Below are 24,054 nucleotides of genomic sequence, written 5' to 3'. Positions count from 1 at the left end.
GATCCGCTGAGAAAGTCTCAAGCCGGGCTGGGAGATCATACGTGATATAATCCAGCCAAAAGATTTTCAAGGAGTTGAAATGGCTCAAAGAGCGATTCGTGAATACGACGGTAAAGCCATCTTTGCCCGCCACTGGGAAAAATATTTCAGCGGTTTTCACTATGGATTCAAATCGGTTCTTGTTACCAGCGGTGCGGAACTGAAAGCGAAAGCCGAGGAGCACGGTTTTGAGTGGTTGAAGCAGGAGCCGCTCGTAGCGAAACCGGATATGCTGTTCGGTAAGCGCGGTAAAAACGATCTCGTTCTCTTTAAGACGAACAAACCCGGTGATGTAACGCTGGATGACGCAGCGGCATGGATCGACGAGAAGATCTCCCATGACGTCACACTGCTTTCCGGCCAGCACGGCAGACTGACACACTTCGTCGTAGAGCCGTTCACTCCGCATACCCAGGAGCAGGAGTACTACATCTCTGCAACGACTGTCGGTGAAGACGACGTCCTGTACATGTCTGCAGAAGGCGGTATGGAAGTTGAAGAGGGATGGGACGAGAAAGTCAACGAAGTTCATATCCCGATCACGATGAGCGATGCGGACATGGAACACGCGGTCCGCGCCAACGTGCCTGCTGACATCCCGGCAGAGAACAAAGAGTCTTTCACCTCTTTTGCCATCGCTTTCTTCAAGTTCTACCGCGACCTGAACTTCGCCTACCTTGAAATCAACCCGATCGTTATGCTTAAAGACAACGATATGGCGATCCTCGACCTCGTCGCACGCCTCGATGACACAGCGGGCTTCATGATGGCGGATGCCTGGGGTGAGATCGAGTTCCCGACGGCATTCGGTATGGAAGACCAGTCTCCGGAAGAGAAAGCGATCGCGGAAGCGGATGCGAAATCCGGTGCATCCCTGAAACTGACGATCCTCAACCCGATGGGCCGCATCTGGACGATGGTCGCCGGGGGCGGTGCTTCTGTTGTGTATGCGGATACGATCGCAGACCTTTCCGGCGACGTCAAAGACCTGGCGAACTACGGCGAATACTCCGGTGGACCGACAACGGGCGAAACGAAGTTCTACGCCGATACGCTGCTTGACCTGATGACACGTCACAAAGATGCGCAGGGCCGCGACAAGATCCTCATCATCGGCGGTGCGATTGCGAACTTTACGGACGTTGCGAAGACCTTTACGGGTATCATCCAGTCTTTCGAAGAGTATGCTGAGAAGATGAAAGCACACAATACGCGCATTTATGTACGTCGCGGCGGACCGAACTACGAAAAAGGTCTTAAAGATATTAAAGAAGCGGCGGACCGCCTCGGCCTGTCTATTGAAGTTTATGGGCCGGAAACACACGTCACTGATATCGTGCGTATGGCACTTGAGAAGTAAGGAGAGAAGAATGGGTGCACTGTTTACAAAAGACACACAGGCAATTTTCTGGAATAACAACAAAAGCGCGATCCAGCGTATGCTGGACTATGACTATGTTATCAACCGCGCAACACCTTCCGTCGCAGCGATCGTCGCTCCGACATCCGGAAACAAGTTCGAAAAGTTCTTCTACGGACCGGACGAGATCATGGTACCGCTTTACCGCTCCACTACAGAAGCGGCAGAAGCGCATCCGAACGCGGACGTTCTTCTGAACTTCGCCTCTTTCCGTACGGCGTACGACGTTACGATGGAAGCGATCGGTCTGAACGGTCAGTTCAAAACGATCATGGTCACCGCTGAAGGTATTCCTGAGCGTCTTGCCCGCGGTATGAACCAGGCGGCGCGTGACGCAGGTGTTACAGTTATCGGGCCGGCAACGGTCGGCGGTATCGCACCGGGCGCATTTAAGATCGCCAACGTCGGTGGTACGATCGAGAACATTATCAACTCCAAACTGCACCGTGCAGGTTCTTGCGGTCTGGTGACACGTTCCGGCGGTCTGTTCAATGAACTTTCCAACATCATCTCCATCAATGCCGACGGTATTGCAGAGGGTGTAGCGATCGGTGGTGACCGTTTCGTCGGTTCCGTCTTCATCGACAACCTCCTGCGTATGGAGAATAACCCGCAGGTCAAATATATGATCCTCCTCGGCGAAGTCGGCGGTACGGAAGAGTATAAAGTAATCGAGGCGGTTAAATCCGGCAAGATCAAGAAGCCGATCATCGCATGGTGTATCGGTACGATCGCGAAGCACTTCAGCTCCGGTGTCCAGTTCGGTCACGCTGGTGCTTCTGCAAATGCTGACGCTGAAACGGCTGCGGCGAAAAACAAAGCGATGGCGGAAGCCGGCATCTACGTACCGGAATCCTTCAACGACCTTCCGGCGAAGATCAACGAGGTGTACACGAAGCTTAAAGCTGAAGGCGTTATCGGTGAAATCGAAGAGCCTGCGCTGCGCGAAGTGCCGAAAGTCCGCCGCGCAAAACAGTTCATCTGTACGATTTCCGACGACCGCGGCGAAGAAGCGACTTATGCCGGCCACCCGATCAGCTCTGTCGCAACACCGGATACCGGTTTCGGTATCGGCGACGTCATCTCCCTGCTGTGGTTCAAGAAACGCTACCCGAAATGGGCGACGGATTACATCGAAACGGTTATGAAAACCGTTGCGGACCACGGCCCGGCGGTTTCTGGTGCGCATAACTGTAAAGTCACTGCACGTGCCGGTAAAGACGTTATCTCGTCACTGGTTACAGGCCTTCTGACAATCGGACCACGTTTCGGCGGTGCGATCGATGACGCGGCGCGTTACTTCAAGTATGCGAACGACAACGGTATGAGTCCGTCGGAATTCATCTCTTATATGAAAAAAGAAGGGAAGCCTATCTCCGGTATCGGTCACCGTATCAAATCTGTCCGCAACCCGGACCTGCGCGTTTCCGGTCTGAAGAAATTCGCGGCTGAGAACTTCCCGGCGACTCCGCTGCTTGACTTCGCCCTCGAAGTCGAGAAGCTGACAACGTCCAAGAAAGACAACCTGATCCTGAACGTCGACGGTACGATCGGTATCCTCATGGTCGACATGTGGCGTGCCCTCGGTTACTCCGAAGAAGAGATCGACGGCTTCATCGATGCGGGTGCCCTTAACGCCTTCTTCGTTGTCGGCCGCTCTATTGGCTTTATCGGTCACATCCTGGACGAAAAACGTCTCGGTATGCCGATGTACCGCCACCCGATGGACGACATTCTTTACAACGTCGAAAAAGCGGAAGAGCTCTAAAAAGCACCGTTCGACAAAATGTAATGCCCCGGGGAAGCGCAACGCGCGCTCCCCCGGATTTTTCCCACAATCTTCACCATCCCCGCTTCTGTTTTCTTATGTTATAATGACCTATCATACAAATTTGCGATAGGGTTTTCTATGAAAAAATCTGCATTCACAATGCTGGAACTTGTATTCGTTATCGTTGTCATCGGTATTCTTGCTGCCGTATTTATTCCGCGTTTTGAACGTGACAATGCGGGAGAAGCCGCGTATCAGATCGCGCGCCATATTCGTCTGGCACAGCACCATGCATTGGTGGAAGACAAATTCAGTACGACGGACAGCGACTGGTGGAAAGGAATGTGGGCCATTACATTTCGGACGACCAAAAACTGTTATGCCGTCTATAATAACCAGGACTACGCTACCGGGGGGACTCAGGCGGATCAAAACGAGTCTGCGGTTGACCCACTGACGCGTAAACGCCTTTATTCGGACAGCAACTGTAATGAGAATACGGCTACAACGGACGATGTGCTACTGTGGAAGAAGTTCGGCGTCGACAGTCTGACACTGACGAATTGTGGAACGAACAATCAGATCCTGTTTGATCATTTAGGCAGACCATACGGGAGTGTAGGGAACCTTTTAGTAAACAACAATTGTGTGATAACACTGGGAACCAAAGATGGGCATAGTGCTGAGATCACAGTCTATAAAGAGACCGGTTTTGTCAAAGTGACGAAAATAGACGCTACAGACCTGTAAATAGGGGCGCTTTTTCGGGCAAATTTTAGAAATTTCACAAATTTCGAAAATTTGCGCAGAAACCTCTTGACATTGCTTTAGGAATCCCCTATAATTCCCGTCCACAAACGATGAGAGGCATCGAAAGAAGCCGATCTAGCGGTACTTCGGGTTGAAGATCGCGAGAGTTTGAGATCATTGAAAACTAAGCAAGTGGGATGGACAGACAAGGTCTGGAAGTCTTACTTAGATAAGACACAATACATAACCGTCTATTACTTAGGTCACTAAGTATAGACACTATACAGCCAATGATTTTATATCTTGGGCTGGATCAGTAATCGCTTCATTTATGGAGCGTCTTTTCAATTATGGAGAGTTTGATCCTGGCTCAGAGTGAACGCTGGCGGCGTGCTTAACACATGCAAGTCGAACGGTAACAGGGAGAAGCTTGCTTCTTTGCTGACGAGTGGCGCACGGGTGAGTAATGTATAGGTTACGTGCCCCTCAGTCTGGGATAGCCACTGGAAACGGTGATTAATACCGGATACTCCTGTTCGCAGGGAAAGGTTTTTCGCTGAGGGATCGGCCTATATTGTATCAGCTAGTTGGTGAGGTAAGAGCTCACCAAGGCGATGACACATAGCGGGTTTGAGAGGATGATCCGCCACACTGGTACTGAGACACGGACCAGACTCCTACGGGAGGCAGCAGTGAGGAATATTGCACAATGGGGGAAACCCTGATGCAGCAACGCCGCGTGGAGGATGACGCATTTCGGTGTGTAAACTCCTTTTATTAGGGAAGAAAATGACGGTACCTAATGAATAAGCTCCGGCTAACTCCGTGCCAGCAGCCGCGGTAATACGGAGGGAGCAAGCGTTACTCGGAATCACTGGGCGTAAAGGACGCGTAGGCGGGTTTTTAAGTCAGGTGTGAAATCCAATGGCTCAACCATTGAACTGCACTTGAAACTGGGAACCTAGAGTATGGAAGGGGCAGATGGAATTAGTGGTGTAGGGGTAAAATCCGTAGATATCACTAGGAATACCGAAAGCGAAGGCGATCTGCTGGGACATAACTGACGCTGAGGCGTGAAAGCGTGGGGAGCAAACAGGATTAGATACCCTGGTAGTCCACGCCCTAAACGATGAATGCTAGTCGTCGGGGCTCTTGTAGTTTCGGTGATGCACTTAACAGATTAAGCATTCCGCCTGGGGAGTACGGTCGCAAGATTAAAACTCAAAGGAATAGACGGGGACCCGCACAAGTGGTGGAGCATGTGGTTTAATTCGAAGATACACGAAGAACCTTACCTGGCCTTGACATTGATAGAATACTGTAGAGATACGGTAGTGCCAGTTTACTGGAGCTTGAAAACAGGTGCTGCACGGCTGTCGTCAGCTCGTGTCGTGAGATGTTGGGTTAAGTCCCGCAACGAGCGCAACCCTCGTCCTTAGTTGCCAGCAGTTCGGCTGGGCACTCTAAGGAGACTGCCTTCGCAAGGAGGAGGAAGGTGAGGACGACGTCAAGTCATCATGGCCCTTACGGCCAGGGCTACACACGTGCTACAATGGGACGTACAGAGAGTTGCGATACCGCGAGGTGGAGCCAATCTCATAAAGCGTCTCTCAGTTCGGATTGTACTCTGCAACTCGAGTGCATGAAGCTGGAATCACTAGTAATCGTAGATCAGCTAAGCTACGGTGAATACGTTCCCGGGTCTTGTACTCACCGCCCGTCACACCATGGGAGTTGATTTCACCCGAAATCGGGATGCCAAACTGGCTACCGCTTACGGTGGAATCAGCGACTGGGGTGAAGTCGTAACAAGGTAACCGTAGGAGAACCTGCGGTTGGATCACCTCCTTTCTAGAGTAACCGGGCCTCATTCGTTTGAGGGCCCGAAGAGAAAATCTCACATTTCAGATTGTGTCTGTCCGCTTACTTGCTTAGTTTTCAGTGATCTGTGTTCTATTGAATTAGAAATGCCGAGAAGGGGCCTATAGCTCAGCTGGTTAGAGTGCACCCCTGATAAGGGTGAGGTCGGAGGTTCAAGTCCTCCTAGGCCCACCAGGATCACTATGTGGGGAATTAGCTCAGCTGGGAGAGCGCCTGCTTTGCACGCAGGAGGTCAGCGGTTCGATCCCGCTATTCTCCACCACGGACGAAGCCTAATACGAGTACTTGATGAAGTATTCATATTAGACTTCTTAGTGTCTAAGAGTCTAAATCGTTCATTGAATTATCATTGTTAAAGTCAACAAATATTTATGAAGTAAAATTCATGAGTATTGCAACTACAATTAAATATTACAGTCTTATTCATATTGAGTAAGGCAGTAAGCGCTAATTAGAATAAAGATATTAAGAGCTATAGGTGGATGCCTAGGCTGGTAGAGGCGATGAAGGACGTACTAGGCTGCGATAAGCCTCGGGGAGCTGCCAAGAAGCTTTGATCCGGGGATTTCCGAATGGGGCAACCCGGCACGGTGCGAATCGTGTCACCCTTCGGGGGGCGAACCAAGGGAAGTGAAACATCTCAGTACCTTGAGGAAAAGAAATCAACCGAGATTCCCAGAGTAGCGGCGAGCGAAATGGGACTAGCCCTAAAGCGTGTAGTGTGTTAGCAGAATCCTTTGGAAAGAGGAGCCATAGAAGGTGATAGCCCTGTAAGCGAAAACTATCTACATGTTATTCGAGTAGGTCGGGACACGTGTTATCTTGACTGAACATGGGGGGACCACCCTCCAAGGCTAAATACTACTACCAGACCGATAGCGAACCAGTACCGTGAGGGAAAGGTGAAAAGAACCGTGGTGAACGGAGTGAAATAGAACCTGAAACCTATAGCTTACAATCATTCGGAGCCCCATTCTTTATGAGGGGTGACGGACTGCCTTTTGCATAATGAGCCTGCGAGTTGTGGTATCTGGCAAGGTTAAGCGAACGCGAAGCCGTAGCGAAAGCGAGTCTTAATAGGGCGATTAGTCAGATGCTGCAGACCCGAAACTGAGTGATCTATCCATGAGCAGGTTGAAGCCGGTGTAAGAGCCGGTGGAGGACCGAACCGATAGGCGTTGAAAAGCCTCCGGATGACTTGTGGATAGGGGTGAAAGGCCAATCAAACTCAGTGATAGCTGGTTCTCTCCGAAATATATTTAGGTATAGCCTCGAGTTATTAGCATACAGGGGTAGAGCACTGACAGGGCTAGGGCTGCTCACCGCGGTACCAAACCCTATCAAACTCCGAATACTGTATGCCTAACCTCGGGAGTCAGGCGGTGGGTGATAAAATCAATCGTCGAGAGGGGAACAACCCAGACTAGCAGCTAAGGTCCCTAAGTTACATCTAAGTGGAAAAGGATGTGGAGTTGCTGAAACAACCAGGAGGTTGGCTTAGAAGCAGCCATCCTTTAAAGAAAGCGTAACAGCTCACTGGTCTAGCGATTCTGCGCCGAAAATATAACGGGGCTAAGATGTACACCGAAGCTCTAGACTTAGTTTTACTAAGTGGTAGGAGAGCGTTCCATTCAGCGTTGAAGGTATACCGGCAAGGAGTGCTGGAGCGGATGGAAGTGAGCATGCAGGCATGAGTAGCGATAAAAGCAGTGAGAATCTGCTTCGCCGTAAACCCAAGGTTTCCTACGCGATGCTCGTCATCGTAGGGTTAGTCGGGACCTAAGTCGAGTCCGAAAGGGGTAGACGATGGCAAATCGGTTAATATTCCGATACCGACTGTAGAGCGTGATGGAAGGACGCATAGGGCTAAACGAGGTCACTGATGGAATAGTGGCTCGAAGGATGTAGGTTGTGAAGTAGGCAAATCCGCTTCACACTAGACCGAGATCTGACAGGCTGTCGACGCTCTTCGGAGCAGAAACAGAATCGTTGATGCCGTCGTGCCGAGAAAAGTTTCTAAGCATATCTACAGTCGCCCGTACCGTAAACCGACACAGGTGGGTGAGATGAGTATTCTAAGGCGCGTGGAAGAACCCTGGTTAAGGAACTCTGCAAACTAGCACCGTAACTTCGGAATAAGGTGTGCCCGTTGTATGTGAAACCCCTGCGGGTGGAGCAGAAGCGGGTCGCAGCAAAGAGTCCCTCCCGACTGTTTACCAAAAACACAGCACTCTGCCAACACGTAAGTGGATGTATAGGGTGTGACGCCTGCCCGGTGCTCGAATGTTAAAAGGATCCGTTAGCTTTGCGAAGCGGTGAATTGAAGCACGAGTAAACGGCGGCCGTAACTATAACGGTCCTAAGGTAGCGAAATTCCTTGTCGGTTAAATACCGACCTGCATGAATGGCGTAACGAGATGGGAGCTGTCTCAACCAGGGATCCAGTGAAATTGTAGTGGAGGTGAAAATTCCTCCTACCCGCGGAAAGACGGAAAGACCCCGTGCACCTTTACTATAGCTTGACACTGCTATTGGGATATTCATGTGCAGGATAGGTGGGAGCCGTTGATTATATGACGCCAGTTGTATATGAGGCACCCTTGAGATACCACCCTTGAATATTCTGATAGCTAACTGCGCAGAGTTATCCTCTGTCAGGACAATGTCTGGTGGGTAGTTTGACTGGGGCGGTCGCCTCCTAAAAAGTAACGGAGGCTTACAAAGGTTGGCTCAGATGGGTTGGAAATCCATCGCAGAGTATAATGGCATAAGCCAGCCTGACTGTGAGACGTACATGTCGAGCAGAGTCGAAAGACGGTCATAGTGATCCGGTGGTTCTGTGTGGAAGGGCCATCGCTCAAAGGATAAAAGGTACGCCGGGGATAACAGGCTGATCTCCCCCAAGAGCTCACATCGACGGGGAGGTTTGGCACCTCGATGTCGGCTCATCGCATCCTGGGGCTGGAGCAGGTCCCAAGGGTATGGCTGTTCGCCATTTAAAGCGGTACGCGAGCTGGGTTCAGAACGTCGTGAGACAGTTCGGTCCCTATCTTCCGTGGGCGTAGGAGAGTTGAGGAGAGCTGACCCTAGTACGAGAGGACCGGGTTGGACGAACCACTGGTGCACCGGTTGTCCTGCCAAGGGCACCGCCGGGTAGCTACGTTCGGATGTGATAACCGCTGAAAGCATCTAAGCGGGAAGCCAACTCCAAGATGAACTCTCCCTGAAGGACGCATGAAGACTACATGCTTGATAGGCTGGGTGTGTACGCAGAGCAATCTGTTTAGCTGACCAGTACTAATAGTCCGTTCGTCTTTTTTCCCTAAAATTAGTGTCTTACTGCCTTACTGAATATGAGAGGCTGTAATCAAAGTAGTTGCACCCCAAGGGCATTTCCTTCGGGCACACCCGTTGACTTTAACAATCATAACCGACACAGTCGGATCTAAGCGCTCTCCGGAGCCTTTAGATCCGATTGTCCAGGTGGCTATAGAGAGAGGGAAACGCCCGGCCCCATTCCGAACCCGGAAGCTAAGCCTCTCATCGCTGATAATACTGACCCTTTCAGGGTTGGGAACGTAGGTCGCCGCCTGGTTCTCGGATTTTCTACTTCTTACATCAATCATAATCACTAAAACCATTTTTCTTCTAAACAATCACTGGATGCAAACTACATTATCTTAGCAATCTGTCTACTCAATATCAATGTACTCACTCATGCTCAGGGAATATAGATCTTGTCGATAAGCTCTTCATACTCTTTTTGTGCATCACTGTCTATTGTGATGCCGCCGCCGCTCTTGTAGACGCGCCCATACGGCGTATTTTCGATAAAGCGGATGGAAACGGCACTGTAGAGGTTCGTGCCGTCAAAATAGCCAAATACCCCTGTAAAATAGCCGCGTTCGTATCCTTCGACCTCTTTGATGATTTCCACGGTACGTTTTTTCGGTGTACCGCTGATACTCCCTGCGGGCAGCAGTGAATGCAGTATCTCTTCGATGCGTGACGGCCATGTGTTTTCCAGCTGTCCCGAGATCTTGGAACTGACCTGAAGAAGTGTTTTGGCTCCGGCTTTAATTCTGTCGATATAACGGAATTTTTCGACTTGTATATTGGTCGCTACGATGCCGAGGTCGTTACGAAGGAGATCGACGACCATTAGGTGTTCCGCCATCTCTTTTTCATCGCTGAGAATCGTCGCTTCCGCATGGGGGAGGGACGCGTCGATGGTCCCTTTCATAGGGTAGGTATAGATCTTATCATCGATGATCTCAATGAATTTCTCCGGGGAGAAGCAGACGAATTGATCTTTGAAGCGGAGTTTGAAGGGTGCGTTGGCTTTGGTATAAATGGTATGCAGGCTATCGCTGCATTCGATTGGCGTGGGTTGGGTCAGGTTCAGCAGATAAGTTTCGCCGTTTCTAATGTACTCCTGAACCCTTAGCAGCTTCTCTTTATAGGTTTCAAACCCGACAGGCTGTTTGTCTACCCTGGTATCATGGGGGGTGCCTGTTGCATGGAATGCAAATTCGATGTCCTCATCGGCCAGGGTATCGAGGGGATAGCAGGCGAGATCCTTCCCTTCAAAATCGGAAAGAAAAAAGAAGGGAACGGATTGCGTGCAGAGGGTGTTGAGACTAGCGGTTGCCATCAAGGATCAGTTTTTTGAGCACGGCCATGCGTACGGAAACGCCGTTGGAGACCTGTTCAAGGACTTTGCATCGCTCATCGGCCAGAAGGTCGTCATCAATATCGATATTGCGGTGTACAGGCCCCGGGTGCAGGATAATGATGTCACGGTCGCCGACAAGCTCTTTGGTGATGCAGAAGTCGCTGGCATAATCCTGCAGTGATGCGTAGCTGGGCTGGGAGTGGCGCTCCGTCTGGGTGCGGAGGCTCATGATGGCGTCGACGTTGTCAATCACGTCTTGCAGGTGGTAAGTGGAAGGCAGGTCGGTCTGCGGCATGAACTGGGGCGGGCTGACGAGGGTCACCTTCATACCGAAGCGCTGCAGTAGTTCAATATTGGAGTTCGCAACCCGGGAGTTCTTGATATCGCCGACGATGGCGATGCGTTTGCCGCCCACGTCCCCGAAATGTTTGCGCAGGGTAAACAGATCGAGCAGGGCCTGGGTGGGGTGAGCATGGGCCCCGTCGCCGGCGTTGATGATGGCGGCACGGGTATGGTTGGAGAGGATCTTCGGTACCCCGGCATTGGCATGACGGACGATGATGGCATCCGGCCCCATCGCGTCAAGGTTCATTGCCGTATCAACGAGGGTTTCCCCTTTTTTCGTGGAGCTTTTGCCGACATCGAGGTGGACGACTTCGGCCCCAAGCCGTTTTGCGGCGATTTCGAAGGAGCTGCGGGTCCGTGTAGAGTTTTCAAAAAAGAGGGTGATGATAATGCGGTCCTGCAGAATACGGTGAAATCCGCCCTGCGCGTAGAGATCCGCATCGTTGTAGAGGGCAAGAATCTCTTCTGTGCTGAAGTCGTCGGTACGGATGAGATGCTGCATGGACCCTCTTTATTTTTGGAGAATTATAGCAAAAGCGCGTCGCAAAGTTGCTCAATATCGTCTTCAAGACGGTGCCATCCGGGCACGACGGTATCGAACCAGGGGCGGGAGGTCTCATCGAACCCCGCGTCACCTTCCCGGCAGTTCAACACCCATTCGGCTGCGATGCCGCGCCGTTCGAGTGCTTCAAGGCTGAGACGCAGGTCGTTGATGCCGCCGAGACGGCAGTGGGCAACCAGCAGCGCTTTGGCGCGGTACCGGGGGATCAGGTCGATCATGTCGGTCTGGGCGTCAACGGGCACCAGCAGTCCGCCGGCCCCTTCGATCAGACAGACGTCGCAGATCGCATCCATCGCTTCGACGGCACGGTCAATGGCATGCCAGTCGATGGCAGCCTTCCCCTTGGCGACATAGGGGGCTGCGGGCAGCGGGAACTGTACGGGAACGATATCGTCGATGTCGAGGGCCCACGCCTGGGGGTTGAGCTGTTTGAGCTCCTGCAGCAGCAGGGTGCCGTCCTCGGGGGCAGTCGTGACACCGGTTTCGATCGGCTTGACAACACCGACATGAAGGCCGCGCGCACTCAGTGCATGCATCAGTTTGACTGTCGTATAAGTTTTGCCTATCTCCGTATTGGTCGCTGTGATAAAAATGTGTTGGGCCAACTAATCCTCTTTCGGCTATAATGTGCCAATTCTACAATCAACAGGTTTAAAGCAATGAATCGTTTTGAAGCGTTTACGACACAGTTCGTGCAAGGAACGGGAGCGAAGGAGGGGGCAGTCTCGCCCGTGATCGCCAACTCGGCGGCCTTTGCGTACGGAGACCCGGAGACGGCGGAAGGGATCTTTGACGGCAGTGTGAAAAAGCCGCTGTATGCCCGTGTGGGCAATCCGACGTCAGGGAAACTGGAGAGCCTCCTGGCCCAGATGGACGGTGGCGTCGGTGCCATCGCAACAAGTTCGGGCATGGCCGCGACGACTCTGGCGGTCATGTCGTTGCTGGAGAGCGGGGATGAGATCATCAGTATCGGCGGTCTGTTCGGGGGAACGTACTCCTTTTTTGAGGAGACCCTCACACGCTTCGGCATCCGTACCGCCTTTTTTGACGTTGATGCCCTCGAAGAGGTCGAGGCGGTCATCACTGCAAAGACGAAGCTGATCTACCTCGAAAGTGTCGGGAACCCGAACATGCGTTTGCCGGACATTGAGGCTGTCGCAGCGATCGCCGATGCACACGGGATCGCCCTGATGGTGGACAATACCGTGACGCCTTTGAGCATCCAGCCGTTGAAACTCGGTGCCGATGTCGTCGTCTATTCGACGACAAAACTGATCGCCGGAAACGCGTCGGCCCTGGGCGGTGCCGCCGTTTTCCGGGCGATCGGCGAGGGCAAAGACAAGTTCAAGACGCCGCGCTATGCGTCGATCCACAAGTTCATTGACAAGATGGGGGCGATGGCCCTCGTCGCAGTCGGCAAAAAACGGGCGATGCGTGACTTCGGCATGAGCCCGTCGGCATTCAACAGCTATCTGACGGTGCTGGGACTTGAGACGCTCCCCTTGCGGCTGAATCGGATCATTGACAGTGTCGAAACAGTGGTGCATGCGCTGAAAGAGGCGGGGCTGAATGTCAATCACCCTGCGCTGCGGGACCACCCGCACCGCGACCGCTATGCCACGCAGTTTGGCAACGGGACGGGGCCGCTCTTTACCATCGATATGGGAAGTGCGGAGGCCGCCTACGACTTTCTGCGCAAAACGAAACTGGTGACGATCACGGCCAACATCGGCGATAGCCGGACACTGGCGCTGCATATGGCTTCGACGATCTACAGTGACTTCGGCGACAATGAACGCGCGTTTCTCGGGATCACACCGGGGCTGATCCGTGTGTCGGTCGGGCTGGAGAACCCTGATGACCTTATCCGCGACTTTATCGCGGCCGCCGAGTAACGGCGCGCGGGTGCGTCAAGGGGAGTCACAAAAGCCGTTAGCAGACATGGATTGTTATATTTAATTAGGTTGTAAGCTTAAGGAAATGATAATATAGGCCTTTTGATACCCCTGCAAGGCTTATGATGCGTACTATTTTCTTCTTTTTGTTCCTGGGTGTTTCGTTACTCTTTTCCGCCACCGTAGAGCAGATGAAGAGTGAGAAGCGTTATGCGTTGGTGATCGCGAACGGACTGACCACCGAGACGAATGATGACAGGGCGGTTTCGTCGGCACAGGCGCTGGCGTCTTTTCTGAAATCCAAGGGCTTCACGACGGTCACGGCCTTTAATCTTGACCGGGCGGAGCTGATTAAAACCTTCCGCAGTTTTGACAAAGGGATCACCCCGAATGCCGTCATCACCCTTGTTTACAGCGGACGGATGGTCGTACACGATTCACAGGCGTGGATGATGCCGGCTCGGATGAAGCTGGAGGGGTTGCCCCAACTGCGTCTCTCCGCGGTCAGTTTTGACTTTCTGCTGCAGAAGCTGCAGCGCCACACGCCCCGGGTCAGCCTGGGCGTCGTCGATGCCTTCCGTTACAGCGGCAAAGCGAATACGACGGACGGAGAGCTGATCCTTGACGCCGTCAAGGATGTCAAGGAGGCGGATACCCTCGTACGCTGGAATGGAAAATCGGTCAGTTCGCCGTTGTTCGGCCACCTCATGCAAACGGTCGGAAAAGGCCATGACGATATGGATGCGCTGGCCGACAAGCTCTCCAAAGCGGGGGTCCACTCCCGTATTGCCGCGGCGGACTTCTATTTCAATGTTCCCGCCAAGCTGCTGACGCCCGCGGACAAGGCGTGGCAGCGTGCAGAGGCCAAAAACAGTGTCGTCGGATATGAAGCCTTCCTGATCGCCTATCCCGAATCAGTGTATAACCAGACGGCAGCCAACCGCATCAATGCGCTCAAAGCCAAAGAGAAGAGTGCCGCCGACGACAAAGGGGCGGTCACTTCCAAGAACCAGGAGCTGGAGAAGGTGGAAGCCGAACTCAAAGCGCAGCAAGAAACCCTCGCACGCCTGAAAGCGGAGCAGAAGGCACTGGTCGACGGTACAGCGGCCGCAGCGGAAGCTCCGCAATACATTGAACCGGCGGAGATGGTGGCGATCCCCGAAGGCGTTTTCCTGATGGGTGCCGAGCAGTTTGAAAACAGCAAACCCGTGCATATGGTGACGGTTAAAGCGGGGCTGAAAATGAGTGCCTATGAAGTCGGCAACAGAGCCTACAGCGCCTTTTTGAAGGCAACGGGGGCGAAGTACCGCAAGAAAAAACTGCTCAAAAACGAGAGTGCGGCGGTGGCGTACGTCAGCTGGGAAGAGGCCATGGCGTATGCCGAGTGGCTGAGCAAAATGTCGGGCAAGCATTACCGCCTGCCGACGGAAGCGGAGTGGGAGTACGCCGCCCGTGCCGGCAGCGATACGCTTTATGCCTGGGGTGACAGTGCCTCTAATGCCGCCCAGTATGGTTGGATGGCAACGAATGCCCACGGATTCGTGCACTCCCGCGGCCTGCTGCAGCCCAACGCCTTCGGTCTTTTCGATATGGCCGGGAATGTGGCCGAGTGGTGTCAGGACGGGGCGACCCCCGATTATAAAAGCGCCCCTTCCAAAGCGGAGAGTCTCGTTTCCGACAATGAGGCGATGAAGATCATCCGCGGGGGCTCCATCAAGAGCAGTGCAGAGGAACTCTCGCCCTCCTACCGCGATTCCAATATTCCCGCTTTCCGGAGCGAAACCGTCGGTTTCAGGCTCATCCTCGAGCCCTGAACGAGCTCCATGCCATCTCACAATTCTTGCTATCACTAAAAATAATATTTATAAATTTAAAATAATAAGTAAAATGTAATATATTATTTTCAGTAATAGTTTCTTCTTCCTTTAAGCTTGAAGAAGTGACAATGGGTGTTCACCAAAAATGGTTGAGTATGCCACACGAATTGTACAAGGAGGGAATCATGGGATTGTCACGCAGAGATCTGCTCAAACTTTCCGGTGCCGCCGCTGCCGCGATAGGGGCTGCGGGGTGCTCGCAGATGGGACTCGGGCCGGATGAAGAGGAGATGACGAATGTCGGGAGCGTCGGTGTCGGCACGGAAGCGGCGCTGCCGAAAACCGGTGCACCGCGGGTGGTCGTCGTCGGCGGGGGATGGTCCGGTCTGACGGTGGCCAAGTACGTTAAAAAGTATGCGCCGAACGCCGACGTCGTGCTGGTCGAACAGCGCGGCGAATTCATGTCCTGCCCGGTCAGCAACCTTTGGCTGGTCGAGGCGGTGGAGCTTGACTTCCTGATACACGATTACCTTCAGGCCGCTCGGGAAAACAATTACACCTTTTTCAACGCCACGGTCGTCGGGGTGGACAAGGCAAAGCGCACGGTCATGACGAGCGACGGCGATCTTACCTATGATTACCTCGTCCTTGCGCCCGGCATCGATTACGACTATTCGGGATGGACGAAGGACCCGGCGCTGGAACGTCGGCTCCGTACGGAGTACCCGGCGGGCTTCAAACCGGGTTCGGAGCACCTCACCCTGCGCAACAAAGTGCTTGATTTTGAAGAGGGCAACTTCATCCTGACGGTGCCCGGCGGAAACTACCGCTGCCTTCCCGCACCCTACGAACGGGCCTGTCTCATCGCAGATTATTTCAAAAAAGAGGGCATCGAAGGCAAGGTGGTCCTGATCGATGAAAATGACGATATCACGATCAAGGCAGAAGGGTTCCACTCGGCCTTTGAGAAGCTCTATAAGGACTACATCGAGTATCACCCAGGGACGAAGATCGCGACGTTCGATCTGGACAAAAAAGAGGTGATGACCGACTACGATGATGTTATCGCCTTTGAGGATGCCGCGTTTTATCCGCATGTACGCGGCGGTAAGATCCTGGAGGTCGCGGGGGTCGCGAAGGATAGTATCTTCAACAAGATGGAGGCCGATATCAACGTACTGACCTACGAGGTCAACGGCCATCCGGAGATCTACTGCGGGGGCGATGTCCGCCCGATGGGCTTCAGCAAGTCCGGCAATACCGCCAATACGGAAGGCGTCTACATCGCCAAACGGATCGCCGCCAAAATCAACGGGGAAGAGGAGACGCCGTGGGAATCGCCGCTGACAATCTGCTACTCGGCCGTTGCCAGCGATCCGGTCCTGGCCATTTCGATCAACGCCGGGTACGCTTATGATGCGAAGGCCAAACGCTTTACGTTTGCCAATGTCTACACCAACGAGACATGGGACGGGCGTGTCGGCATCAACAACGGTCGTGGCCTGATGGAGTGGGCCAAAGGCATGTACCGCGACATGTTCAACGCATAGGAGGCAAGGAATGGAACGCAGAAATTTTTTAAAGGTACTCAGTGCAACGGGTGCGGTGATCGCGATCAACCCTTCCACGATCGGGCAGACCCTGATGGCCAAGGACGGCGCCCTGTACAAACGTTACGCCAAGGTGCAGCTCGTTGATGGCAACGGCGCTCCTTTGAAGGCCGATGCGCTGAAAACGGGCGAGAATTATGTCTTTAACTATCCCTATGCCGGCACATCATGCCTGTTGGTCAACCTGCCGATGCCGACGGTGAAAGACGTTGAGCTGACCGACGAATTCGGGAACGAATACGTCTGGAAGGGCGGCGTCGGCAGCAAGGGAACGATTGTTGCCTACAGCGGGATCTGCCCGCACCAGTTGACGCACATTAACAAAAATGACAGTTTCATCACGTTCCGAAATCCCGGAGAGCGTTTTGCGGGGGATATCGTCTGCGACGGGCATACTTCCGTCTACGACGCGGAGCGCGGCTGCCGGGTTAAGGAGGGCAAGGCGCCGCAGCCGCTGGCGGCCATCGTGCTCGAAGTCGGCAGCGACAACACCCTCTGGGCGGTAGGCGTCCTGGGCAAAGACAAGTTCCACGAGTTTTTCGGCAGTTTCCGCCGCGAGCTCAAAGAACAGTTCGGAAGCAAACGCAAGGCAAAAGCCAAAGTGGCCGAACGTGCCGAAACCGTTCTGCTGAGCGACTATACCCGGGACATCGTCAAACTCTGAGCCCCTTCGCGCGGCAGGCTTTTCCGGGGCCTCTGCCGTTAATCTGCATTTTTAAGTCGTTGCTTACACAATCCCTGCTAATCTAACTGACGTAACTAAAAGAAGTAATAAACAAGATCGATTTATGCATTTTCACCGCAGAGGCAGTGGAATGTACGTTTTAAGGACAAGGTTTGAGTACCAAAAAAGAGCTTGAACTTGAGGGTGAACTGCTGCTCAAGGAGCCGGGACAATACAAAGTGATTTTGCTTAACGACGACTACACATCGATGGATTTCGTCGTCGAGGTTTTGATGAGTATTTTTCATAAAAATTATCAGGAAGCGGAGCAGATTATGCTCGATATCCACCGCCAGGACCGCGGTCTCTGCGGCGTCTATACCTATGAAGTGGCAGAGACCAAAGTGATGCAGGTTAGCCGCCTGGCCCGGGAGCATGGGTACCCGCTCAAGGCAACGATGGAGGAAGCGTGATGATCAGTGCCGAACTTAATGCCGTCTTTCAAAAAGCGCTGCTGTATGCCAAAGATCAGCGGCATGAATATCTGACGATCGAGCATGTCTTTTATGCCCTGCTCGGTTCAAAAGAGGGGATCGCCATCATCCGGGAGTGCGGCGGCGACGTCGCGGCGATGCGCGCGATGGTCAGCCGTTACCTCTCCATGACGATGGACCCCCTGCCCGAAGATGTGACTCAGGAGCCCTTCGAGACCGTTGCGCTTTCACGGATGATCGACCAGATGATCCGCCATATCCAGAGCGCGCAGAAGCAGCAGGCGGAAGTCGGTGACCTCGTGGCGGCGATTTACGAAGAGAAACACACCTACGCCTGCCAGGTACTGCTCGAGAGCGATATCAACCGCGTCGACGTTCTGGAGGTGATTTCGCACAAGGATGTGCAGCCGCAGTCCGTGTCGGACGCGGAGGAGAGCTACCTTGAGAAGTATACGGTGGAGCTGGTGGCGCAGGCGCGCGCCGGCCGCATCGACCCGGTCATAGGCCGGACCGATGAGATCGAGCGGGTCGTGCAGACGCTCTGCCGCCGGAAAAAGAATAACCCGCTCCTCGTGGGTGAACCCGGCGTCGGCAAGACGGCCATCGCCGAAGGCCTGGCGATTCGCATCGCCGACGGCGAGGTCCCCGAACTGCTCGAGGAGGCCCCCGTCTACGCCCTGGACCTCGGGGCGATGCTTGCCGGGACGAAGTACCGGGGCGACTTCGAAAAGCGCCTCAAAGGGGTTATTGATGAGGTGACGGCGCACAAGAACGCCATCATGTTTATTGACGAGATCCATACTCTTGTCGGCGCGGGTGCCGTCAACGGCGGCAGCATGGACGCCTCCAACCAGCTCAAACCGGCCCTGGCCTCAGGGGCGATGAAGTGTATGGGGGCGACGACCTATGCCGAGTACCGCAACGTTTTCGAGAAAGACCGCGCGCTGAGCCGACGCTTTGCGAAAATCGATGTGGATGAGCCGAGCCAGGCGGAGAGCGTCGAGATCCTCAAGGGACTCCGTCCGAAATATGAAAAGCACCACAAGCTGACCTACGAGGACAAGGCCCTTGAAGTGGCGGTGTCGCTGTCGAAGAAGTATATCTCCGACCGCTTCCTGCCCGATGTCGCTATCGATCTCATCGACGAGGCGGGGGCGTCGTTCCATCTGAAAAAACATGACCGCAACGTCGTCGAAGCCCTCGATATCGAAAACGTTATCGCGAAGATGACGGGGATCCCGACCTCGCAAGTGTGCGAAGACGATACGCTGCGGCTTGAACACCTGGAACGCGACCTGCGCAGCAGGGTGATCGGGCAGGATGCGGCGGTCGAAAAAGTCGCCCTGGCGATCAAGCGCAGCCGCGCCGGGCTTAACCCCGAAGAGCGGCCGATCGCGTCGTTCCTCTTTGCGGGGCCGACGGGCGTCGGCAAAACCGAACTGGCCAAGTCCCTGGCGGAGACGCTGGGGGTCCACTTCGAGCGTTTCGATATGAGCGAATATATGGAGAAACACGCGCTTTCGCGCCTGGTCGGTGCTCCTCCGGGCTATGTAGGCTACGAGCAGGGCGGGCTGCTGACAGAGGCAATCCGCAAGCACCCCTATACGGTTCTGTTGCTCGACGAGATCGAAAAAGCGCACCCGGAGCTGATCAACGTGCTGCTGCAGGTGATGGACAACGCAACGCTGACGGACAACAACGGCTACAAGGCGAACTTCAAGAATGTCATCTTGATCATGACCTCCAATGTCGGCGCGACGGAGCGCAGTGTCATGGGCTTCAATGCCGACAGCAGCCTGGCCCGCGGCGAGGCGCTCAAGGCCTTCTTTACGCCGGAGTTCCGTAACCGTCTCGACGCCGTCATCGAGTTCGCGCCGTTGGACTGCGATATCGTCGAGGGGATCGTCGACAAGTTCATCGGCGAGCTCAATACGCAGCTGGCGCCGAAGGGTATTACAATTACCCTGGGCGAAAAAGCCCGCGGCTACCTCGCGGAGATGGGTTACGACAAAGCGATGGGTGCCCGCCCGCTCGGCCGGATCATCCAGGAAAAGATCAAAGATCCCCTTACCAACGAAATGCTGTTTGGCCGTCTGAAGGCGGGCGGAACGGTCCACGTCGATTACAAAAACGAGATCGTTTTCACGTACGACGAACATGCGGAGGAAGAGGCGGCGGTGTGATTCCGCAGCAGATCCGATACGAACTGGCATTTCCCGACCCGAGGGACGCCGACGAATCCGGTATCGTCGCCTTCGGCGGCGACCTCTCGCCCTCGCGGCTGCTGCTGGCCTACCGCAGCGGCATTTTCCCCTGGTACAGCAAAGGCGATCCCATTTTGTGGTGGTCCCCCGATCCCCGGTTCATTCTCAATCTTGACGACTTCGTGCTGCGCCGCTCTTTGCGAAAGCGGCTGAAACATTTCGAGATCCGTTTCAATACGGCCTTCGGCGACGTGGTCCGCGCCTGTGCGACGACGCCGCGACCGGGCCAGGAGGGGAGCTGGATCCTTCCGGAGATGGTCGAGGCCTATGAGGTCCTTCACGCGATGGGTCATGCGCACTCCGTCGAGGCGTGGCAGGAGGGGCGGCTCGTCGGCGGGCTCTACGGGGTCGAGGTCGGCGGTATGTTCTGCGGCGAATCAATGTTCGCCCATGTCAGCGACGCCTCCAAGGCCGCGTTCGCCGCGCTCGTCGAACATCTGAAAGCCCGCGGTTTTGAAATGATCGATGCGCAGGTACCGACGGAGCACCTCAAGAGTCTGGGGGCGATCGAAGTGAACCGTGATTATTTTCTGTTGCGTCTTGAACAGTTACGTGATAAAGGTATAATGGGTTTCATGCAAGCATAAAAAGGAGCGGGCATGAAACGGCAAACGATCAAGGCAACGGTTCTGGCACTGCTGGGCGTCATGCTGCTTTCAGGATTCTGGAGCGGAAAGACGGCCGAGGAGAAGCGCCAGGAGGTGCAGAAGATGCGAACGGAGACGCTGGCGATGCTCTACAAAGAGGCGCCGGAAGCGAAAGCGATCATTAAAAAAGCGTACGGCTACGCGGTCTTCAGCAACATCGGGGTGAATATCATCCTCGTCTCCGCCGGCGGCGGTTCCGGCGTGGCGCACGACAACAAGACGGGCAAGGATACCTATATGAATATGGGGACCGTCGGCGTGGGCCTCGGTATCGGCATCAAGGACTTCCGCGGCGTTTTCCTGTTCGAAAACAAGGAGGTTTACGAGGGCTTCATCAACAAAGGGTGGGAAGCCAATGCCCAGGCGGATGCTGCGGCCAAAGCGGATGATAAAGGTGCGGCGTTCGGTGGGGCGATCACCGTGGCGCCCGGCATCCGCCTCTATCAGCTGACCAAGACGGGCCTGGCGCTGCAGGCGACGATCCAGGGCACGAAGTACTGGAAAGATGACGAGCTCAACGAATAGCCGCTGCTAATGGCGGTGATAAAGTGTGGGTTATTAGACCGCTTTAAGGAAACAATTCCTATACTGAACCATCATCAAACGATGAAGGAGTCACTATGAAAAGAGTACTTGTAAGTCTTGCTGCGGTTGCGGCACTCAGTTCGGCAGCATTCGCCGGTGTCAATAGCCAGACAGGCTGCGGTCTCGGCGCGATGATCATCAAAGATGACAGCTCCGCGTTGATGCTCGCCCTGCAGGCGACAACGAACGGAACCTCTGCTAACCAGACCTTCGGTATTACGTCCGGTACATCTGGCTGTAAGCGCATGCCGCTGGTGATGAACGACCGTGCGGCAGAATTCGTTGCATCCAACATGGATCAGCTCGCAAAAGAGGCGGCGATCGGTGGCGGCGAAAGCGTCGATACGCTCGCGGAACTGCTCAAAGTCGACGACAAAGCGGCTTTTGCAGCCTCCCTGCAGCAAAACTACAACAGCATCTACACGTCCGGCGACGTCAAGATGGCTGACGTTCTCGACAACATCGCAACCGTCGAGGGCTGAATCTGCTTTTACCGGGCCGGTTCCTCCGGCCCATCCTTCCATCTTCCCTAAAAGGGTTTTTTCTTGTACCGTTTCCTGATGATAGTGATGATATTGCCGTGTATACTGCAGGCAGACGTATTGGAAAACGCCCTTGATAAGGCGGCGGCGACGGGCCTGGCCCACAGCCGCTACTGGCACCTGCTGCTGCATATGCCCGGGGACGTCAGTGAAGTCGACGACCCGGCGTTTTTTCTCGCACCGGGCGGCAAAAGCGATGCGGAAGCCGAACTCAACGCTACGCTCACGGCGCTCTACGGCGAGACCCGTTTCGATGACAACGCGACGGGATGCCGTTTCCCCGCCCGCCGCGCCTGGCTGCAAAAGCAGCTGGGGCTCGAGGGGTTGTCGGAACTGCACTGCAACGCCTACGAGACGCTGGTGCGGAAGATGGATCCGCAGTCGGTGACGCTGGTCTTCTCCTCGGCGCATATCAACTCCCCGGCCTCCATGTTCGGTCATACCTTTTTGCGCATCGACTCCTCCTATGAGTCGAAGATGCTCTCCTACGCCATCAATTACGCTGCCGGTGCAGACCCCGACAAAGAGAACGGTGTCGTCTTCGCGGTCAAAGGGCTCTTCGGGGGCTACCCCGGTTTTTACTCCCTGCTGCCCTATTATGAGAAGCTCAAAGAGTACCGGGATACGGAACAGCGCGATGTCTGGGAGTATGATCTGGACCTCAACCATGATGAGGTGATGGCGATGATCCGCCATATCTGGGAGCTGAAGGGGGTGTACAACTGGTATTTCTTCTTCGACGAGAACTGTTCGTACAACATGCTCTGGCTGATGGAGATCGCCCGGCCGGACGTCGATGTGCGCGGCCATTTCGCCTATCACATCATCCCGATGGAGACCGTGCATGCCACCGAGGAGGAGAGGCTGGTACGGGCCAAGCACTACCGGCCGTCGAAACGGACGCTGCTGCTGGCCTATGAAAAGGTTCTGGACCGCCGGGGCGAAGCCGAAGCCATGGCCCTGGCCGACGGGACGCTTGCCCCCAGAGCAGTCTTGAACGACTCGGCGCGTGCCACGCAGATGAAACGCTACACCCTTGAAGCCGCATCGGAGCTTGCCGAGTACCGCTTGATGAAAGGGGAGGTGGACAAGGCGACCTATTCGGAGCGTTTCCACGCCATCCTCTCCGCCCGGGCGTCGCTGGGGAAGGGGGAGCAGCTGCCGGTGGCAACGCCCCGCAATCCCGACGAGGGGCACCGGGCGACCCGGGCGCGGCTGGGGACGGGATGGCGGGACGGCCACCCCTATCAGCAGCTCGGTATCCGCCCGGCCTATCACGACCTCGGCGACAGTGACATCGGATTCATGCCGGGAACGCAGATTGAGTTTTTGGACCTTCTGGCGCGCTATGACCAAGACGGTGCCGCGGTTGAGCAGGCGACCATCGTTTCCATTACGTCCCTCGCGCCGCAGAGCGCCTTTTTCAAACCCTTCTCCTGGCGGATGCACGCGGGGTGGGACCAGAACTTCGTGACACGGGAGACGGTTTTCAGTACGGCCGTGGGAGCGGGCGTCGCGGCGGGAGGCTCCTGGGGGTACGGGTATGCCCTGGCGGAGCCGGAACTGTTCGTGACGGACAAAGGGTACGGCGCGCTCAAAACGACCTTCGGGCTCCTTTTCGAAGTGGGGGGAGGTTCCAAGCTTGCCGCGGAAGGGGGGTACCGTTTCTATGCGGACGGGATGCGCCAGTGGACGGGACGGGTGGAACACACCGGCCGCCTCTCACAGAACAACGCCCTGAAACTTTCCTTCGACTACACGGATAAAACGGCGGGAGCGCAACGCAGTTTCACGGCTGAATTTGTCCACTATTATTAACGTGCGGGCCCCTCTAACAACCCTGTATGGTCTCAGCGCTGCAGAGAAAGTTATAATCAAGGCGGTGCTTTGAAGACGTGGCCGTAGCTAAGTCGAAAAGCGGCAACGATACCTCGGTGAGAAATGTGCGAAATGCACATTTTCAGCGAGTAAGGTTGCTAATCACCCAAACCTATGGCTTTTCTCTGCAGCGCCCTTTGGGAGGGCTTTTGAAGCACGATCTTTCCTCCGTTTTCTTCTTAACTTAGCTACGGCTAGACCTGCGCAGAAAACAA

Annotated in this window: 16 protein-coding genes, 2 tRNA genes and 3 rRNA genes; 18 read left to right on the top strand and 3 right to left on the bottom strand. The window is 54.6% G+C overall.

Annotated elements, in window-relative coordinates:
* The first annotated feature begins 79 nt into the window (after positions 1-79).
* From WCX72_RS11165 to rrf, 8 genes are all read left to right on the top strand, one after another.
* The gene (locus WCX72_RS11165; RefSeq protein ID WP_345969835.1) at positions 80-1,399 is read left to right on the top strand and encodes an ATP citrate lyase citrate-binding domain-containing protein; all 1,320 of its coding nucleotides are present in this window, start codon (positions 80-82) and stop codon (positions 1,397-1,399) included.
* 10 nt (positions 1,400-1,409) lie between these two features.
* Positions 1,410-3,227 carry a citrate/2-methylcitrate synthase gene (locus WCX72_RS11160; protein ID WP_345969834.1) on the top strand — a complete coding sequence of 606 codons (1,818 nt, stop codon included), beginning with the start codon at positions 1,410-1,412 and terminating at the stop codon, positions 3,225-3,227.
* Between the two features lie 141 nt (positions 3,228-3,368).
* Positions 3,369-3,980: a type II secretion system protein gene (locus WCX72_RS11155; protein ID WP_345969833.1), complete on the top strand. Its 612-nt coding sequence runs from the start codon at positions 3,369-3,371 to the stop codon at positions 3,978-3,980.
* Positions 3,981-4,327: 347 nt separating this feature from the next.
* Positions 4,328-5,831, top strand: a 16S ribosomal RNA gene (locus WCX72_RS11150).
* Between the two features lie 127 nt (positions 5,832-5,958).
* Positions 5,959-6,035, top strand: a tRNA-Ile gene (locus WCX72_RS11145).
* A 12-nt stretch (positions 6,036-6,047) separates the two neighbouring features.
* Positions 6,048-6,123: transfer RNA gene (locus WCX72_RS11140), tRNA-Ala, on the top strand.
* A gap of 193 nt (positions 6,124-6,316) precedes the next feature.
* A 23S ribosomal RNA gene (locus tag WCX72_RS11135) occupies positions 6,317-9,183 on the top strand.
* Between the two features lie 157 nt (positions 9,184-9,340).
* Positions 9,341-9,456, top strand: a 5S ribosomal RNA gene (gene rrf, locus WCX72_RS11130).
* Together the 16S, 23S and 5S rRNA genes with 2 tRNA genes alongside form the textbook arrangement of a ribosomal RNA operon.
* Before the next feature lie 126 nt (positions 9,457-9,582).
* Here rrf and WCX72_RS11125 read toward each other — a convergent pair.
* From WCX72_RS11125 to bioD, 3 genes are read right to left on the bottom strand one after another with little or no spacing between them, the layout of a single operon-like run.
* The gene (locus WCX72_RS11125; RefSeq protein ID WP_345969832.1) at positions 9,583-10,515 is read right to left on the bottom strand and encodes an aminodeoxychorismate synthase component I; all 933 of its coding nucleotides are present in this window, start codon (positions 10,513-10,515) and stop codon (positions 9,583-9,585) included.
* A complete protein-coding gene (locus WCX72_RS11120) occupies positions 10,502-11,383 on the bottom strand; it encodes an aspartate carbamoyltransferase catalytic subunit (RefSeq protein WP_345969831.1) in 882 nt (293 codons plus the stop codon). Before WCX72_RS11120 ends, WCX72_RS11125 begins: the two co-directional genes overlap by 14 nt.
* A 23-nt stretch (positions 11,384-11,406) precedes the next feature.
* Positions 11,407-12,048: a dethiobiotin synthase gene (gene bioD, locus WCX72_RS11115; RefSeq protein ID WP_345969830.1), complete on the bottom strand. Its 642-nt coding sequence runs from the start codon at positions 12,046-12,048 to the stop codon at positions 11,407-11,409.
* A gap of 54 nt (positions 12,049-12,102) precedes the next feature.
* On the opposite strand from bioD, the gene WCX72_RS11110 reads away from it, so the two are divergent.
* The 10 genes from WCX72_RS11110 to WCX72_RS11065 all read left to right on the top strand — a co-directional run bounded on the left by WCX72_RS11110 (position 12,103) and on the right by WCX72_RS11065 (position 23,779).
* Complete coding sequence (locus tag WCX72_RS11110) at positions 12,103-13,338, top strand: aminotransferase class I/II-fold pyridoxal phosphate-dependent enzyme (RefSeq protein ID WP_345969829.1); 1,236 nt, start codon at positions 12,103-12,105, stop codon at positions 13,336-13,338.
* A 122-nt stretch (positions 13,339-13,460) separates the two neighbouring features.
* A complete protein-coding gene (locus WCX72_RS11105) occupies positions 13,461-15,152 on the top strand; it encodes an SUMF1/EgtB/PvdO family nonheme iron enzyme (protein WP_345969828.1) in 1,692 nt (563 codons plus the stop codon).
* Positions 15,153-15,340: 188 nt separating this feature from the next.
* Positions 15,341-16,705, top strand: a complete 1,365-nt coding sequence (locus WCX72_RS11100) for an FAD/NAD(P)-binding oxidoreductase (protein WP_345969827.1) — start codon at positions 15,341-15,343, stop codon at positions 16,703-16,705.
* A gap of 10 nt (positions 16,706-16,715) precedes the next feature.
* Positions 16,716-17,429, top strand: coding sequence for a Rieske 2Fe-2S domain-containing protein (locus tag WCX72_RS11095; protein ID WP_345969826.1), 714 nt, complete (start codon positions 16,716-16,718; stop codon positions 17,427-17,429).
* Between the two features lie 173 nt (positions 17,430-17,602).
* Positions 17,603-17,902, top strand: a complete 300-nt coding sequence (gene clpS, locus WCX72_RS11090) for an ATP-dependent Clp protease adapter ClpS (protein ID WP_345969825.1) — start codon at positions 17,603-17,605, stop codon at positions 17,900-17,902.
* Positions 17,902-20,106: an ATP-dependent Clp protease ATP-binding subunit ClpA gene (gene clpA / locus WCX72_RS11085; protein ID WP_345971560.1), complete on the top strand. Its 2,205-nt coding sequence runs from the start codon at positions 17,902-17,904 to the stop codon at positions 20,104-20,106. The genes clpS and clpA overlap by 1 nt, the downstream gene beginning before the upstream one ends.
* A complete protein-coding gene (gene aat / locus WCX72_RS11080) occupies positions 20,103-20,774 on the top strand; it encodes a leucyl/phenylalanyl-tRNA--protein transferase (RefSeq protein WP_345969824.1) in 672 nt (223 codons plus the stop codon). The genes clpA and aat overlap by 4 nt, the downstream gene beginning before the upstream one ends.
* Positions 20,775-20,786: 12 nt before the next feature.
* Positions 20,787-21,359, top strand: a complete 573-nt coding sequence (locus tag WCX72_RS11075; protein WP_345969823.1) for a hypothetical protein — start codon at positions 20,787-20,789, stop codon at positions 21,357-21,359.
* Positions 21,360-21,454: 95 nt separating this feature from the next.
* Positions 21,455-21,901: a DUF3015 family protein gene (locus WCX72_RS11070; RefSeq protein WP_345969822.1), complete on the top strand. Its 447-nt coding sequence runs from the start codon at positions 21,455-21,457 to the stop codon at positions 21,899-21,901.
* Between the two features lie 93 nt (positions 21,902-21,994).
* Positions 21,995-23,779 (top strand): DUF4105 domain-containing protein, encoded by a 1,785-nt coding sequence (locus tag WCX72_RS11065; RefSeq protein WP_345969821.1) that lies wholly within the window; start codon positions 21,995-21,997, stop codon positions 23,777-23,779.
* The last annotated feature ends 275 nt before the right edge of the window (positions 23,780-24,054 follow it).

This window comes from Thiomicrolovo immobilis, from assembly GCF_039645955.1.
GTDB classification, from domain to species: Bacteria; Campylobacterota; Campylobacteria; order Campylobacterales; family Sulfurimonadaceae; genus Thiomicrolovo; species Thiomicrolovo diazotrophicus.
Note: the sequence above shows the minus strand (reverse complement) of the source record. Positions and strands in the feature narration are given on the sequence as shown.